Consider the following 15,649-nt stretch of genomic DNA (forward strand, 5'->3'; position numbering starts at 1 on the left):
CATGCTCGGGGATGTACTACGCGAGCCGGGCGGCAAGCGCGCCCACAGTCCCGCTGCGAATTGGAGCTCTTGCCGGTGAAGCTGCGAGTGGTGCCCTCGCGGATGCCGGGGCGGGCGTCCCAGTGGTGTGCGGGCCGCCGTCCGCCCGCTCTTCGGCCGCCTGAGCCGGTCGCTGATCCGACGGGGCCACGCTGTGTGGTGGCCGGTCGAGATCACTTGACTGACGATGGCGGATGCCGTCTATTGGATGGGACCTGAATTCAACGGTGAATTCGCACTCTGTAAACCCGGCGTGACTATTCGGAAGTAGGTACTCAAGGCGTGGCCGACACTGGCCGTATTGCTCGATTACGGAAGGTCCATAAATATGTTAGCGTGGTGACTGATAGTGAGTAAGTCTCAGATGCGCATATGTCTCGGATATTTCTTGTAGAGGGGTGCAGGATGGCGGGATGGGCGGATGGCCGAGTCGAGTGCGCACGGTCGGATAGCTCTTTCGTGGACGCGGACGAGGAGATGTCCGAGGACCATTATGCGCCGGGGACGGCCCAGCCGTGGGCAGATGAGGCGGAGGGCGGGGCGCTGTTCGAGGTGGGTGGCTTAGCAGGTGACATGGCCCCTGTCGACGCGGTGCGGCCGGCGGAGGAGGACTTCGACGCTCCCCCCGCGCCCGCGCTGGAGACCAGGGTACGTTCTCTGTTGTTGCGGGGTGTTAACAAAGGAAGCGCAAAGGATCTCCCGCTGATCGTGGTGGCTTTCCTGGTGTCCTGCGCTCTTTCCTTTCCGGTCGCTTTTCTTGATCAAACGGTAAATCTTCCCGGCGGAATAACTCCGTCTCGTATCGGCGTCATACTGACCTTACTCGCCGCGATCGTGTGTTTACGGTGGGAAATGCGTAACCGCAGTGACGCCCATTACCTCTCACTTCGCTGCAGCCGGCTCGTGCAGATCGCGAGAAAGATAATCGAGCAGGGCGACTCTCCTGACGTTCTCGCGTCCGTCATGCGGTCGGCCGTCGACGTGCTGGCACTCAAGAACGCCGAGTTGGAGATACGTATCGGCGGCGGCCGCGTGTCAAGAGCGGTCGCCTTGCCGAACCGGCGCGGTAGCCGGATCTACCCGATCGACGTGGCGTACCGCGACAAGAGTTACGGCCGCTTCATCGCCTACGTGGACGAGGACACGGTCCCCACCTCCACCGACCAGATGCTCTTCGAGTGGTTCGCCCGGGAGCTCGCGGCCAGCGTGTACTACCTCCGACACGGAACGTTCCAGCGCGGCGTGGCCGCCAGGGCACGCAACGACGTCCAGCACCGGATCCAACGGGATCTCCACGACGGGCTCGGTCCGATCCTCGCCGCGGTCAAGATGCAGGTGGACTCGGCGCGTGCGCTCCTGCCCACCGACCTGAACGCCGCGGACACGCTGCTTCAGCAGGTGGGCACCGAGACCCAGAACGCCGTGGCGGACGTCCGGCGGCTGGTCGGCGAACTGCGCACGCCGGCGATGCACAGCACCGGTCTGACCGCCGCGCTGTCCGAACAGGTGAAGCGCTTCGAACGGGCCGCCGCCGGGAGACTGCGGGTGCGGATGGAGACGCCGCCCCGGCTGCCGGATCTGCCCGACCCGGTGGCCGTGGCCGTGTTCCGGATCGCGAGCGAGGCGCTGACCAACGTGGCCAAGCACGCGCAGGCCCGCAACTGCGTCATCCGCCTGGAGGTGGACGACGACCTGCGGCTCGAGATCGTCGACGACGGAGTCGGGATCTGCGCGAAGTCGCGCACCGGCATCGGGCTGGTGTCGATGCGCGCACGGGCACAAGAGCTCGGCGGTGAGTGCGGCATCACCCGGCGCGGGGTGGGCGGTACCCGGGTGGCGGTCCGGCTTCCGCTCGACCACCTCTGACGGCGACGGGCATCTGATGTCCCTCTCGAACCCTGCCACCAAAACACCGCGGGGTTCGAGAAGGTCTCGAACCCCGCGGTGGTGGCGGTCAGGCGACGTTCGCCCCGGCTGTGATCTCGGCCAGCCGGGTCACCTGGTCGAGTTCGGCCGAGCACGGCACAAAGATCAACTCATCGCACTCCGCGGACTCGAATCTGCTGATCAGCCCTCGGACACCGGCCTCGGAGACCGCGGCCTGCCGGAACGCCATCTCGGCGAAGGGCCCGGCGGATGCGTAGTAATCACGGATATAACGCTCGGCGATCCGCTCGGCGTCCGCGCCGAGCGCGTAGTAGGCGAGCGATAGCCGCCGGGGCTCACCCGGCCGGCCGTGCTGCCGCCAGCGCTCGGTGAACGCCCGGGCTCCGTGGCCGAACGCCTCCGGGCCGGCACCGCCGGCGATCCATCCCTGGGCGATCCGCGCGGCCCGGTCCAGGGCGGCCGGCGTGTGGCCGCCGAGGATGACGGGTGGGCCGTCCGGCGCGCCCGGGGCGGGGCCGGTGCCCAGGCCCGGATGCTCCCCGTCACCGCGCCACAGCCGGTCCATCTCGACGAGCTGGGCCTCCAGCCGGGCGCCGCGCCCGGCCAGCGGCACCCCGCTGACCTCGAAGTCGTCAGGCCGGGCGCCGACCGCCAGGCCGAGCGTCAGCCGATGCCCGGACAGCCGGTCGACGGTGGCCACCTGCTTTGTCAGCAACGCCGTGTTGGCGTGCAGCGGGCTGATCAGGATGGCGGTCATGAGACCGATACGCTCGGTCACCGCCGCGGCGGCCGCCAGCGTGGTGAGCGGCTCGTAGCTGTCGTAGACGATGCGGTCGATCGTGGTGAGCGTGGCGAAGCCGGCCTGCTCCGCGGCGCGTGCCCAGGCGGGGATCGTCGTCCCCGGTGTGCCGGGCACCGACGCGGGCAGTCCGATGCTGATGTCCATGGCCGTCACCCGGCCACGTCGGTGGGCTCGTCGTGGCGGCGGGACAGTACGCACTCCAGCGAGGCGCGCTGGAAGAACTCCCGTGCGCCTTCCGGACTGCGCATGTCGCGCGGCTCGCTGAGGTGCTCCTCAAGCTGCCGCTCGAACTCCCGTACCTCTGGCTGGCGGCTCATGTGGGCGGCCACCTGGGGCAGCGATCCGTCGACCTCGATGACGCGGACGGCCATCTCCTTGCCGACGAACGCCATCGTGCCGAGCAGCCGGCCGACCACACGGCCGTCGGCCTCGGTCACGTCGAACACCGGGCGTCCGCTGCTGCGGAACAGCTCCTTGACCTTGTCCTCGCTTCCGGCCTTGAGCGGGTAGAACAGTGCGTGCCAAGTACCCATCGACTTTCTCCTTCACTGAGTTGAGCTGACGCCACCGTCGACGTACAGCACCTGTCCGGTGACGAAACTGGCCTTCGGGGATGCCAGATAGACGACCGCGTCCGCGACCTCCTTCACCTCGGCGGTGCGGCCGAGCGGCGTGCGCGAGATGACCATCTGCAGGAACTTCTGGTCCTGTCCCGCCTCGGAGACGAAATCGGTCCGTACGAAGCCGGGGGCCACCGCGTTGATCGTGATCCCATGCTGGCCCCACTCCGCGGCGAGTTGCCGGACGAGGAGGTTGAGCCCCGCCTTGCTGGCCCCGTACGCGGTGAAGCCGCGGCGGGCGCCCAGCGCGCCGCGTACCGACGAGAGGTGCACGATCCGCCCCCCGCCGGCATCGATCATCACCCGGCCCACCGCCTGGGAGAGCCAGAAGGCGCCGGACAGGTTGGTGTCGAGGATCGTGGCCCAGTCGGTGTCCTCGAACGCCTCGGCGGGCCGGGTGATCAGAGCGCTCGCGCAGTTGACGAGGATGTCCACCCCGCCCCACGCCGCGACCACCTCTTTGACCAGGCTGTTCACGCTCGCACGGTCGGCGATGTCGACCTGTAGCCCGGCCGTGCGCGGTCCGTTCCCGGCGAGTTCCCGGGCGAGTTCGGCGGCCTTGTCCGCGGAGCGACCGGCGACGGCGACGTCGATGCCCTCGGCCACCAGCGACTCGCTGACCGCACGTCCGATGGCGCCGTAGCCACCGACGACGAGGGCGCGTTGGGGGGTCATGAACTCTCCTTCGTCGGAGGAGTGACCATGGGGGCTGTGCTTCCGGCTCCCTCGCTCCGGTCGGTCATGAGCCGGCTCCCGTCTGGACCGGAGCCTGGATGCCGAACAGGTCCGCGGCGTTCCCCGACAGGATGCGCTCGCGGTCTTCGGGGGACAGGCCGAGCTGGTCCAGGATCCGCAGCGCGTTCTGCGCCGGCGCGTTCATCGGCGGTGTGTCGGTGCCGAAGAGCACGTTGCCGGCGCCGAAGACGCGGACGGCCGCGCCGAGCGCCGCCGGGCTGGGTGTGGCCGTGTCGACGTACACCTGGCCCAGCGAGGCGCTGGGCGGTCGTTCGGCGGTGAGCGGGGGCTCGGCGCCCGCTGGGCCCATGCGCTGGGGCATCCGATGGGCGATCTCCAGTTTCTGGACGAGCAGCGCCAGGCCACCGCCGGCGGTCGGGGCGATGATCCGCAACTCCGGGTACTTCTCCAGCCAGCCGGCGAAGATGATCGCCGCGACCCCGGTGGCCACGTCACCGGGCCGGGCGACGTGCTCGACGAGCCGTGGATCCCGCAGACCGGCGCTGCCGGCCGGCTCGGCGGGCGGGTGCAGCATGACGGGGACCCGGTGTTCGGCGGCCATGGCGAAGAAGTCGCCGGCGCGCTCGGTGTCGAGGAACTCGCCGTTGATGCTGGAGTTGACGATCAGGCCGACGAACTCCTCCTGCTCGAGCAGCCGGGCCGCCGCGTCGAGGATCCCGTCGCCGCCGTGCGGATCCGTGTACGCGTAGGCGCGCAGGCGCCCCGGGCGGGCGCGGACCTGCTCGGCCACCCATTCGTGGAAGGCGGCCAGCTGGTCGAGCGGCTGCCGGTAGTTGTCCAGGTCGGGGACCCGGACCATGGTCCCGGCGCCCACCGGGCTGCCGACGATCGTCGTATCGATGCCGGCCTCGGCCTTCTTCTCCACCATCCCGTCGATGTCGGCGAGGCTGGGCGGCATCGGGAAACGCTCGAAGAGCGTGGGTGAGGTGACGTGTCCGTGGACGTCTATCGCCATCGATGGTTCTCCTCCGCACTTGGCCTCCGCGTCCGGCCCGGAAGAAATGGGTGAACGCTCACTCAAATGTGTGAGTGCTCACTTATACTGAACACCAGGAAGATGACCGTCAAGGGCAAGGAGTGGTCAGATGGAGGCCCCAGACATCCCGGCGATCGGCATCGTCGGGCTCGGCACCATGGGCGGCGGAATGGCCGCACGTCTTCTGGAGCAGGGCGTGACCGTCACCGTGCACAACCGGACCCTCGCCAGAACCGGCCCGTACGAGCGGGACGGTGCGACGGTCATGAAGACACCGGCAGAGCTCGCCGAGAGCGTCGACACGGTCCTGCTCAGCCTGGCCGACCAGGCCGCGGTCGAATCCGTGTTGTCTGGACCCGACGGGATCATGGCCACCCTGCGACCGGGTGGCGTCATCATCGACACCAGCACCGTCGCACCGGGGTTCGCCCGCGCCACGGCCGAGCGGGTTGCCGCGGGCGGCCACGAGGTCCTCGACGCGTGCATCATCGGCAACGGCGACCACGCTCGCGCCGGCGAGTTGCGGTTCCTCGTGGGGGGTGCGGAGCCGGTGCTGGCGCGCGTCAAGCCGCTCCTGTCACTCCTGGGCAAGGAGGTGACCCACCTCGGCGAGCACGGCCGCGGCGCGACCATGAAGATCCTGCTGAACATGCTCATGGGCATCGAGATGCAGGCGCTGGCCGAGGCGGTGGTCTTCGGCGAGCGGGCCGGGCTGTCGCGCGACGTCGTGCTGCGCACCATCGCCGCCAGCGGTTTCAGCTCGCCGGTCATGAAGTTCAAGTGCGGCGTGATGGGCCGGCGGGCCTTCGAGAAGGCCGACTTCCGGCTGTCCCTCATGCGCAAGGACCTGGCGCTGGTACGTGCCGAGGCGCAGGAGCTCGGCGTTCCGATGGCGGCCGCCGAGGGCGCGTACGCGACGCTCACCGCCGCGACGCAGCGCGGGTACGGCGAGCTGGACGTCGCGGCGGTCCTCGCGTACATGGAGGAGATCTCCGGGGTGGCGAAATGAGCGAGCCGACGAAGGTCGTGGTGTTCGGGGCGACCGGCGGCACCGGACGCCGCATCATCGAGCAGGGCCTCGAAGCCGGGCACCGCGTCACCGCCGTCGCCCGCCGGCCGTCCGCCATCGAGGTACGCCACGAGCGCCTGGAGGTCGTGGAGGGCGACGTGCTGCGGCCGGAGACGCTGGAAAAGCCGGTGGCCGACGCCGACGCGGTGCTGTCCGCGCTCGGCATCGGGTACAGCCGGGCGCACACCACGGTCTACTCCGAGGGCACGGCCAACATCATGGCCGCGATGCGGGCGGCCGGCGTGCGCCGGCTCGGCGTCATCTCCACCACCAGCCTCGACCCGCCGCCGGTCCTGAGCGACCCGCTGCAGTGGCTGTTCTTCCGCGGCGTGCTGCACCAGGTTTTGCGCAGGCCGTACGCGGACGTCCGGGTCATGGAGGGGGAGGTTCGGGCCAGCGAATTGGACTGGACCGTACTGCGCGCCGCGCGGCTCACCAACGGGCCACGTACCGGGAAATACCGGACCGCTTTCGACGGCCGGATCCGCGGCGGCTGGTCCATCTCCCGCGCTGACGTGGCCGACTTTCTGCTCACCCGGATCGAGGACGCCCGCACCTACCGCGTGGCCGTGGACATCGCCTACTGACCCCGCCGAAGGAGACGAGTGCCTCCCGTGCGGGAGGCACTCGCGCGCCGGGAGCGGCGGCTCGGTAACCGGTGCGCCGACACCGTTCTGATCGCGGGGTCAGCGGGCCTGCTCAGCGGGACCGGACGAAGCGGAGACACCTGGGGGGACCGGCTCTTCGTCCTCGCCCTTCTCTGCCGTGTCGGTGGCCGCGGGCAGGCCCGTGTGCGGGTCGGCCGGCGGCGCGGACTCGGGCAGGAACACCCACCTCTTGTACGCCCAGTAGCGGAACACCGTCGCGGCGCCCGTGCCGACGACCTGCGCGCCGTTGTAGGCGATGCCGTCGTGGAGGCCGAGGACGTAGTGCGTGAGGCCGATGAACACCCAGGTGATCACCAGGGCGACGGTGTTGAGGACGAAGAACACGACGTACTCGCGGCCGAGGCCGCTGGTGTCGCGGTGCCGGAAGGTCCAGTAACGGTTGGCGAAGTAGGAGAACGTCGTCGCGACGACGGTGCCGACGGCGACGGACGTCAGCGGCCCCACGCCGAGGACCAGGTGCAGGGTGTCGGAGATCCCGGTCGTGATGACGAAGTTGAGGACGCCGATCGTGCCGAACCTCGCCAGCTCGCGTGCGAGACGGGCGAAGCGCCGGTAGAGATCTACGGCGACAACGGCCACGGGGGGCCGGCGATGACGCATGGTTCCTCCTGCCGACGTCCGGAGCCGGCGGCGCACCGGCCCCGTCTCAACAGAACGCGCCTCGTGCGGAGTCGCACGAGGCACGCTCGGATGAGGCCCTAGTCGGCCCAGAACTCGTCGACCGCGTACTGGTCGTCGGGGTAGGTCCAGAACTCCGCGATCTTCCCGTTCTCGATCCGGGAGATGTTCACGAACGGCATGTCCTTCAGCGACTTGCCGTCGCGCGCGTACGAGGTACGGACCAGGGCGAACGCGTAGCCGTCGCTGGCACCGATGTCCAGGATCTCCATCTGGATGTTGCCCTGGCACAGCTCGAACATCTTGCCTGCGAACGCCAGGGCGCTCTCCACACCGCGGTGCGAGCCGGCGAGCCGGCTGCGGCCCGGGTAGTGGTGCACGCAGTCCTCGGTCCAGTAGCCCGCGGCCGTCTGCACATCACCGACGGTGAAGGCGTCGTAGACGTTCTTCATCAGTTGGACGTTGGGGTGTTCCATCGCGAGAATCTCCTCTTCTCTCAGGCGGCCGCGGTCTCGTTCACGGCCCGGACCAGTTGCTCCCGGCTCGCGCCGGGGAGACCGTGGCCGTTACTCGCGGCCAGCGCCTTCCTGACACGTACGCGGATCTCCTCGTCGCCGTAGACCGTGTCAGGGGTGGAGAGCGACATCATGACCCTGACCAGGCGGCGCCAGACCACGGGATCGCTGCCCGCGGCCTCGGCCACCGCACCGAAGGTGATGACGTGCTCGGGCGGCGGCGGCAGGGTCACGCCGGTGACGGTCGCCCGCCACAGCCCGCCCCGGCCGCGGTCGTTCTGCACCGCCTCGTTGAACCACGGGGTGAACAGCCGCTCGGCGACCCGCGCCGCCTCACGTGCCTGGGCCTCGCCGACGTTCGGCTCGTTACGGAGCACCTCGGCCAGGGCGTACGCGTGGGCCAGCGCGAGGGACACGCCTCGCCCGTACGCCGGGTTGGTGGTGCAGGCCGAGTCGCCGAGGAGGAACAGCCCGGGCACCGGCTCCTGCCGGGTGGTCGCCGCGCCGCGCAGCATGTTGTCCAGCCCGCCCATCGCGTGCACTCCCGAGATGGGCTCGGCGTTGCCGGGCGCGATCCAGGGGGCCAGCAGAGGCGTGGCGCGTACGGCGGCGGTGAAGGCCGGCTCCTTCCGCAGCCCCTTCATCAGCGTGTCCTGGGGCAGGACACCCACCGACACCGAGAACGTGCCGTTGTCGCCGAGGAAGAGCACGGCCGTGTAGTGGTCCCACAGCCCGCCCGCGCCGAATCCGCGGTTGAGCGGCCCGGCCGGGCCCTTGGTCAGCGACCGGTAGAACCGGGTGTAGTAGGTGATCTCGCAGCTCTCCGACTGGTCGGCGGCGACCGGCACGCCGGCCTCGGCCAGCCACTGCGTGACGGGCGACCGGCGCCCCGCGGCGTCGATCACGATGTCGGCGTGGACGACTCGGCCGTCCTCGGTGCGCACCCCGGTGACGCGTCGTCCGCCGCCGGGGGCGAACTCCAGGCCGCGGACGGTGGTGCCCGGGTGAACGGTGATCCGCGGCCGGCGCAGGACCTCGCGGCGGAAGACGAGCTCGAACGTGGAGCGGCGCGAGGCGAGCATGTTCAGCTCGGCGTCCTCCGGCTCCTCGCCGGCATCCACGAGCGTCGGGGGCTTGCGCTCGGCGAGCTGGATCTCGCCCGCACCCGCTGCCACGAGCGCGGCGTAGATGTCCGGGGTGCGCTCGCGGAGCAGATTGACACCCAGCGACGCGAAGGCGTGCGAGTGCGTCGCCTGTGGCACGGTGGGTCGCGGCCAGCCGTCGTGCGCCTCTTCCGTGGACTCCGGTGGTGGGGACGGATCCCGCTCGAGGATCTCGACGTCGTAGCCGATCTCGGACAGCGCGAGCGCGCCGGCGAGCCCGGCGATGCTGCCGCCGATGATGATTGCCCTGGACATGATCTCCTCGCTTCGGATCTGATGGTTGAGGATGCGGCGCCTGCCTGCCTGGCGAGCGCGGGGCATCGGATTCGTCGGCCAGGTCGGCCTGGGCCGGTCAGCCGCGCCGGCCGCTGCCGACGCGGGTGGCGCGAGCGGCGGTTTCGAGACGGCGGCGGATGACGTCCAGCTGGGTCCTGCTGTTGTTGTTGATGTGCTCGGTCATGACGGCGTCGTCCACCGGTGCGGTGGGCTTCATCGCGAAGTCCTGGATCCAGGTCATCCGCGTGGCGGCCCCGTCCTCGCCGTACGCCCACCGGATGTTCATGTACTCGAACGGCCCGGTCTCGATCCGCCGGGCGGTCACGTTGTGGTTCACCGGATCCATGACCCGCTCGCTGACCCAGCTCCAGACGCGGTCCTCCTCGTCCGGGTACAGGGTGAGCCGGAACCGCACGGTGTTGCCGTTCTGTTCCAGCACCTCGGCCTTGGCGTACTCGGTGAAGAGATTCGTCCAGTTGGCCACGTCGTTGGTCATCTCCCAGACCAGGGGGAGTGGCGCATAAATGCGGACGGTGTTCTCCGTGTGGCCGGGCATGTCACCGTGTCCTGTTACCGTTGGCGAGCGTAACGATCTCCGAGACGGTCATATGCAGCGCCTCCTCTGGAATCTCGATGTCAAACCGGTATTTGGCGACCGCTTGCAATTCGAGGACGGCGAGCGAATCAAGCCCCAGCTCTTCGAGAGACTCTTCCTGCCCTTCTTTGAAAGCGTCCGGTGGTGCGCCGGCATTGCTGACGAGAATGTCCTTGATCTCTACTTCGGTTATCTCGCCCCGATCTTCGGTCCACGTCGACATCGTGCTCCTCCTGTTCCTTACTTTCCCGGGCCGTCCAGAAGTCTTTCGACGAGGCCGGTCGACTGTCTCTCCGCCCGGAATTCGTCGTCGCTGATCACTCGTCTGAGGAAGGGGATGGTGGTCGTGACGCCGGGTCCGGCGATATCGAATTCCGCGAGCGCGCGGTCCATCCGGTTCAGCGCCAGGTCGCGGTCCGGCGCCCAGACGACGGTTTTCGCGAGCAGAGAGTCGTAATGCGGCGCGATGCGGTATCCGGCGTAGCCGTGCGTGTCGACCCGGGTGAAGGGGCCGCCGGGGGGCGTGAAGCGTTCGAGGGTGCCGGGCGCCGGGGCGAAGCCGCGGTCCGGGTCTTCGGCGTTGACCCGGCATTCGATCGAGACGCCGCGCAGCTGGATGTCGGCCTGCCGGTGGCGCAGGGGGGTTCCCGAGGCGATGTGGAGTTGCTCGTGGATCAGGTCGATGCCGGTGACCATCTCGGTGACCGGGTGTTCGACCTGGATCCTGCTGTTGACCTCCATGAAGTAGAAGTTCTCGTCCTCGTCGACGAGGAACTCCGCGGTGCCGGCGCCGCTGAAGCCGACGCTGAGCGCGCCGCGCACCGCCGATTCGCTCATCGTCTGCAGCGTCTTTTCCGACAGGTTGGGCGCCGGCGCCTCCTCGATCAGCTTCTGGTGGCGGCGCTGGATGGAGCAGTCGCGTGTGCCAAGGTGGATTCCGTTGCCGTGCTCGTCGCACAGGAACTGCACCTCGACGTGGCGAGCGTGACGCAGGTACCGCTCGACGTAGACGTGGTCGTCGCCGAAGAACGCCTGCGCCGTTCGCCGTGTCTCCTCGTACGCCGGTACGAACTCATCGGCGGAGTGGACGATCTTCATGCCGCGGCCGCCGCCGCCGGCGGCGGCCTTGACGATGACCGGATAGCCGATCTGATCGGCGATGTCCTTTCCTTCCGCGGCGGAGGAGACGGTGTCGAGGCTGCCCGGCAGCAGTGGCAGCAGTGCGTCGTTCATCAACCGGCGTGCCTGTGCCTTGTCGCTGAGCGCCGCCATGACATCGGGGCGGGGGCCGATGAAGGTCAGGCCGTTGTCGGCACAGATCTCGGCGAAGTCGGGGTCCTCGGACAAGAAGCCGTATCCGGGATGGACGGCCTCCGCGCCGGTGCGCAGTGCCGTCTCGATGATGGCCGCGGCGTTCTGGTAACTGTTCTTGCTGGGCGGCGGACCGATCCGCACCGACTCATCGGCCTGCCGGACCACGGCCGAGTCACAGTCGGCCGTGGAGTACACCGCCACGGTGCGCACACCGAGTTCGCGGCAGGCACGGGCGACGCGCAAGGCGATCTCGCCGCGGTTCGCGATGAGAACCTTCTTGAACATTGTCCACCGTCCAGTATGTCGATCAGGGATGAGCCGAACCGCGGGTGCGACTCAGTACGGCGCGCGCCGGGCCGTGACCGAGTGGAACGAGAAGCGATATCGCCGCATCGGCGGGATCGACAGTTTTATGATCCGCGGGGTGCCCAGCTGAATACCGGCCGCAGCGAGTACCCGTACGTCGAGAATGCGGCTCGTCATCATGACTCCACCAGTAGATGGCCTGGGGTGTGTAACCCGAATACGGCGTTCTGACCTAGAGCGGAGTCTGACTTTTTCGTCGTCCCGTGGTCATGAGCCAGTGGTCCACACTCGGCGGGAATCTGCACAACCCGGATGGGATCGCTCCGGCTCTCCAGGCAGCGGTTTCGCGAAAAATGGCGACACTGGGCAGATTCCCGGGGATGGTGTGACTCTCGCTCCACGACGGCGCGCGTGCCCGTGTGCGAATCTCCCCGATACCTAATCTCCGACCTTGCCGGGGTGTCGCCGTGGTGACCAGATGGAAGATCGTAATAGCGGCCATGACGGCCGGGCTGACAGTAGCGTCATGCGGTACGGCCGTGACGCGCAACGTGGCGATGACGTCCCATGACGACGCGGACCGCGGCTCCGCCGCGAGCTGGCGAATGTGGCAGGGCGACCTGCAGGGCAGCCGTTACAACCCTTCCGAACGCAAGATCACCCCGGCCACCGTCGGGAAGCTCAAGTTGAAGTGGGCGTTCACCTACGCCAAGTTGCCGTTCTCCAGGACGGGCAGCCAGCCGGCCGTCGTCGACGGTGTCCTGTACGTCGGAGCGCCCGATGCCAAGTTCTACGCGTTGGACGCGAAGACCGGCGCCCGGAAGTGGGTCTTCGACCTGACGCCGGTGGCCGGCCCGGTCAGCGACTCCAACCTCAACATGGTGCGCGACGGCGCCGCCGTCGAGGGTGACAAAGTGTACTTCGGCGACGGCCGCGGATACGTGTACGCGCTGAACAAGAAGACGGGGCGGCTGATCTGGGCGCGACGGCCCGAACCGAACACGTCGGCGTGGCTGACCAGCTCACCGCTCGTCTACCACGGCCGTGTCTACATCGGGATCTCCAGCACCGAGGCGGGGACGGCCGGCGACCCGAATTACGCCTGTTGCCGTTTCCGCGGGAGCATGGTCGCGCTCGACGGCAGGACCGGGGCGCTCGACTGGCGCCACTACGTCATGCCGCCCGCCACCAAGGTGGGGACCTGGCCCAGCGGAGCCGACATGTACGCCCCGTCCGGCGGGGCCGTCTGGTCGAGCCCGGCCGTCGACCCCCGCACGGGGACGCTGTACGTCGGCACGGGCCAGAACTACACCGGTGAGACCGGCGAGATCGACAGCGTGCTGGCGCTCAACTCACGGACCGGTGCGCTGCGCTGGAAACAGCAGATGGCCTTCCCCGACACCTACACGATGGCGTGCATCACGCCCAACCCCAGTGACTACTGCCCATCGCACGGCAGGGGCACGGCGCTCGACAATGACTTCGGCGCGTCTCCGAACATCATTCGCGTCGGTCACCGCACGATCGTGGCGATCGGCCAGAAGGGCGGCATCTTCCACGCCTTCGACGCCGCCAGCGGGAAGATCCTCTGGCAGACGCAGCTGTCCGTCATGGATCCGGACAAGCCCGACCCGGGCGACGTGGGCGTGCAGTGGGGCAGCAGCTTCGACGGCAAGCGGCTGTACGCCGCGACCTGGCGCGCCAACCCCGGAATGCTGTACGCGCTGGACCCGGCGACGGGCCACATACTGTGGAAGACACCGGCCCCGGAGGACGGGTGTACGACCGGTGGCGCGGCGGCCAGTCCGGATATGTGCCTGCGAGCCTTCACTCCCGCCGTCAGCAGCACTCCTGGGCTGATCTACGAAGGCAGTTACTCCGGCAAGATGTACATTTTCTCCTCGGCCAACGGAAAACTGCTGTGGCAGTTCGACGCGGTACAGGACTTCCAGGGCGTCAACGGGATTCCCGGCCGCGGAATCGGAATCTCCGGGAACGGCGGCGCGGTCATCGTCGACGGAATGATGTACGTCCAAGCCGGCTACTACCCCTATTACCCGAGTGACAAGGGCTACACGCTTCTGGCATTCGGCCTCTGAACAGTCGCCGTTTCCGGATGGTGATGCCGAAGCGCCCACGCTGGGCAGGGGACCAGCGTGGGCGCACGTCCGCGCAGCGCGCGGAAGTGATGTCTACGCCTTTCGGCGTAGCGTCCCTACGCAGTGACGCGTAAATCCGGGCCGCTCGTGGGGTCAGGCCCTCCCCGATGCGGCCTGTTAGGATCGACGTTAAAAACGCGTGCAGGAAGACATCCATTATCTGCGGGTCTTGTTTGAGCACTCCTGGTCGGCCTTGCGCATTAGATGACGGTGTGCACCATTCTTGTCATCAAGATCCGACGACCCCCCGTGGAGTGACAATGAGCACCGAGGATGCCTCGCCACAACACCTCGACCGCCGTCTGCTGACGATCGCGGGAGTCGTCGTACTCGGGGCCATCATGACGATCCTCGACACGACGATCATGGGTGTGGCCATCAACACCCTGGCACGCGACTTCGACACGTCACTGTCCACGATCCAGTGGGTCTCGACCGGCTACATGCTCGCGCTCGCGACCGTCATACCGCTGACCGGCTGGGCGGCCGGCCGGTACGGCGGCAAACGGCTGTGGATCGTCTCGCTGGTGCTGTTCGTGCTCGGTTCGGTCTTGTCCGGCGCCGCGAGCTCGGTGGGCATGCTCATCGTCTTCCGTGTCCTGCAGGGGCTCGGCGGCGGGATGATCGTCCCGGTGGGCATGTCGATGCTCGTCCAGGCCGCGGGTCACCAGCGCATGGGGCGCGTGATGGCCATTGTCAGCGTCCCGCTCCTGCTCGGCCCGATCTTCGGGCCGATGCTCGGCGGCGTGCTGGTCACCGAGGTGTCCTGGCGCTGGATCTTCTACATCAACCTGCCCATCGGCCTGCTCGCGATATTGCTGTCCGGCCGGGTCCTCGATCGTGACGAGCCCCGTCCGAGTGAGCGGCTGGACCTCCTCGGGCTGGTGCTGCTCTCGCCCGGGCTCGCCCTCTTCACGTACGGGATGTCCGAGATCACGTCCTCGGCGGGGATCGGATCGGCCGGCGTCCTGGTCCCCGGCCTGGGCGGTCTCGTGCTGCTGGCGCTCTTCGTCGTGCGTTCGCTGGCCGCCCCCCAACCGCTGCTCGACCTGCGCCTCTTCCGTTCTTCGCCGTTCACCGGCGCGAACCTGGTGAACGTTCTCGGTGGAGCGTCGATGATCGGATCGGTGCTCGTACTCCCGCTCTACTACCAGGTCGTACGCGGCGAGAGCGCCTTGGCCGCCGGCCTGCTGCTCGTGCCGCAGGGCGTCGGCGCGGCCGTCGTGCAGCCGATCGCCGGCCGGCTGGTCGACCGCGGCAAGGGCGGCTGGGTGGTCCTGGCCGGGCTGCCGCTGATGGCGCTCGGCTTCGTCCCTTTCACCCAGGTGACGGCCGACACCAGCTATCTCGTGCTCAGCGCCGCGTTGTTCGTCAACGGCATCGGGGCGGGCTGCTCGATGGGAGCGGTGATCTCTACGGCGATGCGCACGATCGACCGGCGGTCCATCCCGCGCGCCTCGGCCACGCTGAACATCATCCTGCGCGTGGGCGGGGCCGTGGGCACCGCCCTGTTCGCCGTCGTCCTGCAGCACGAGTTCGTCCGGGCCCTCCCGTCCGCGCGCGGTGGTCTGGGCGTGCTCGCCTCGGTCACGCCGGAACAGCGGGCGAAGGCGGCCCCGTCTCTCGCGGCGGCCTTCGGGCACATGTTCTGGTGGCCGCTGGCGACCGCAGCGATCGGGACTCTCGCCGCGCTGCTCATGATCCGTGACCGGGCCACCGCTCCTGCCGGCGAGGGTCGCGCCGCCGGCCGTGAAGACGCCGAGACCCGAGGAGACGGACAGGGGTCCGCGGTCGACATCGAATAGGCCGGAAACCGCGAGCTCCCGAGGAAAGGACGTCATGACATCACCGACCCGAACAACCCAAGAGCCGGCCGAATCATCTCG

General features: G+C 68.5%; 16 protein-coding genes. 5 read left to right on the forward strand and 11 right to left on the reverse strand.

Annotated features, from left to right (window positions below):
• Positions 1-498: 498 nt before the first annotated feature.
• Positions 499-1,905 carry a sensor histidine kinase gene (locus tag FB559_RS32290; protein ID WP_185792503.1) on the forward strand — a complete coding sequence of 469 codons (1,407 nt, stop codon included), beginning with the start codon at positions 499-501 and terminating at the stop codon, positions 1,903-1,905.
• An 88-nt stretch (positions 1,906-1,993) separates the two neighbouring features.
• Here FB559_RS32290 and FB559_RS32295 read toward each other — a convergent pair whose 3' ends face one another.
• The 4 genes from FB559_RS32295 to FB559_RS32310 all read right to left on the reverse strand — a co-directional run bounded on the left by FB559_RS32295 (position 1,994) and on the right by FB559_RS32310 (position 5,059).
• Complete coding sequence (locus FB559_RS32295) at positions 1,994-2,872, reverse strand: LLM class flavin-dependent oxidoreductase (RefSeq protein WP_141960692.1); 879 nt, start codon at positions 2,870-2,872, stop codon at positions 1,994-1,996.
• A 5-nt stretch (positions 2,873-2,877) separates the two neighbouring features.
• Positions 2,878-3,261, reverse strand: a complete 384-nt coding sequence (locus FB559_RS32300) for a SchA/CurD-like domain-containing protein (protein WP_141960694.1) — start codon at positions 3,259-3,261, stop codon at positions 2,878-2,880.
• Positions 3,262-3,273: 12 nt separating this feature from the next.
• A complete protein-coding gene (locus FB559_RS32305; protein WP_141960696.1) occupies positions 3,274-4,023 on the reverse strand; it encodes an SDR family NAD(P)-dependent oxidoreductase in 750 nt (249 codons plus the stop codon).
• A 64-nt stretch (positions 4,024-4,087) separates the two neighbouring features.
• Entirely contained in the window at positions 4,088-5,059 is a 972-nt protein-coding gene (locus tag FB559_RS32310) for an amidohydrolase family protein (RefSeq protein ID WP_141960703.1), read from the reverse strand.
• A gap of 130 nt (positions 5,060-5,189) precedes the next feature.
• Between FB559_RS32310 and FB559_RS32315 the strand changes: the two genes are divergently transcribed.
• Positions 5,190-6,089 carry an NAD(P)-dependent oxidoreductase gene (locus tag FB559_RS32315; protein ID WP_141960705.1) on the forward strand — a complete coding sequence of 300 codons (900 nt, stop codon included), beginning with the start codon at positions 5,190-5,192 and terminating at the stop codon, positions 6,087-6,089.
• The gene (locus tag FB559_RS32320) at positions 6,086-6,736 is read left to right on the forward strand and encodes an NAD(P)-dependent oxidoreductase (RefSeq protein ID WP_141960707.1); all 651 of its coding nucleotides are present in this window, start codon (positions 6,086-6,088) and stop codon (positions 6,734-6,736) included. The genes FB559_RS32315 and FB559_RS32320 overlap by 4 nt, the downstream gene beginning before the upstream one ends.
• 99 nt (positions 6,737-6,835) lie before the next feature.
• Here the strand turns inward: FB559_RS32320 and FB559_RS32325 are convergent, their stop codons facing one another.
• The 7 genes from FB559_RS32325 to FB559_RS44225 form a co-directional block, all read right to left on the reverse strand.
• Positions 6,836-7,417, reverse strand: coding sequence for a GtrA family protein (locus FB559_RS32325; RefSeq protein WP_141960709.1), 582 nt, complete (start codon positions 7,415-7,417; stop codon positions 6,836-6,838).
• Between the two features lie 98 nt (positions 7,418-7,515).
• Entirely contained in the window at positions 7,516-7,911 is a 396-nt protein-coding gene (locus FB559_RS32330; RefSeq protein ID WP_221640279.1) for a nuclear transport factor 2 family protein, read from the reverse strand.
• 20 nt (positions 7,912-7,931) lie between these two features.
• Positions 7,932-9,368 (reverse strand): FAD-dependent oxidoreductase, encoded by a 1,437-nt coding sequence (locus FB559_RS32335; RefSeq protein WP_221640280.1) that lies wholly within the window; start codon positions 9,366-9,368, stop codon positions 7,932-7,934.
• 97 nt (positions 9,369-9,465) lie between these two features.
• Positions 9,466-9,945, reverse strand: coding sequence for an SRPBCC family protein (locus tag FB559_RS32340; RefSeq protein ID WP_141960714.1), 480 nt, complete (start codon positions 9,943-9,945; stop codon positions 9,466-9,468).
• Position 9,946: 1 nt separating this feature from the next.
• The gene (locus FB559_RS32345; RefSeq protein ID WP_141960716.1) at positions 9,947-10,207 is read right to left on the reverse strand and encodes an acyl carrier protein; all 261 of its coding nucleotides are present in this window, start codon (positions 10,205-10,207) and stop codon (positions 9,947-9,949) included.
• Between the two features lie 17 nt (positions 10,208-10,224).
• A complete protein-coding gene (locus FB559_RS32350; RefSeq protein WP_141960718.1) occupies positions 10,225-11,583 on the reverse strand; it encodes an acetyl-CoA carboxylase biotin carboxylase subunit in 1,359 nt (452 codons plus the stop codon).
• 51 nt (positions 11,584-11,634) lie between these two features.
• Complete coding sequence (locus tag FB559_RS44225; protein ID WP_185792504.1) at positions 11,635-11,781, reverse strand: hypothetical protein; 147 nt, start codon at positions 11,779-11,781, stop codon at positions 11,635-11,637.
• A gap of 362 nt (positions 11,782-12,143) precedes the next feature.
• On the opposite strand from FB559_RS44225, the gene FB559_RS32355 reads away from it, so the two are divergent.
• The gene (locus FB559_RS32355; protein WP_221640281.1) at positions 12,144-13,703 is read left to right on the forward strand and encodes an outer membrane protein assembly factor BamB family protein; all 1,560 of its coding nucleotides are present in this window, start codon (positions 12,144-12,146) and stop codon (positions 13,701-13,703) included.
• Positions 13,704-14,023: 320 nt separating this feature from the next.
• The gene (locus FB559_RS32360; RefSeq protein WP_141960720.1) at positions 14,024-15,568 is read left to right on the forward strand and encodes a DHA2 family efflux MFS transporter permease subunit; all 1,545 of its coding nucleotides are present in this window, start codon (positions 14,024-14,026) and stop codon (positions 15,566-15,568) included.
• Positions 15,569-15,649: the final 81 nt, after the last annotated feature.

This window comes from Actinoallomurus bryophytorum, assembly GCF_006716425.1.
GTDB classification, from domain to species: domain Bacteria; phylum Actinomycetota; class Actinomycetes; order Streptosporangiales; family Streptosporangiaceae; genus Actinoallomurus; species Actinoallomurus bryophytorum.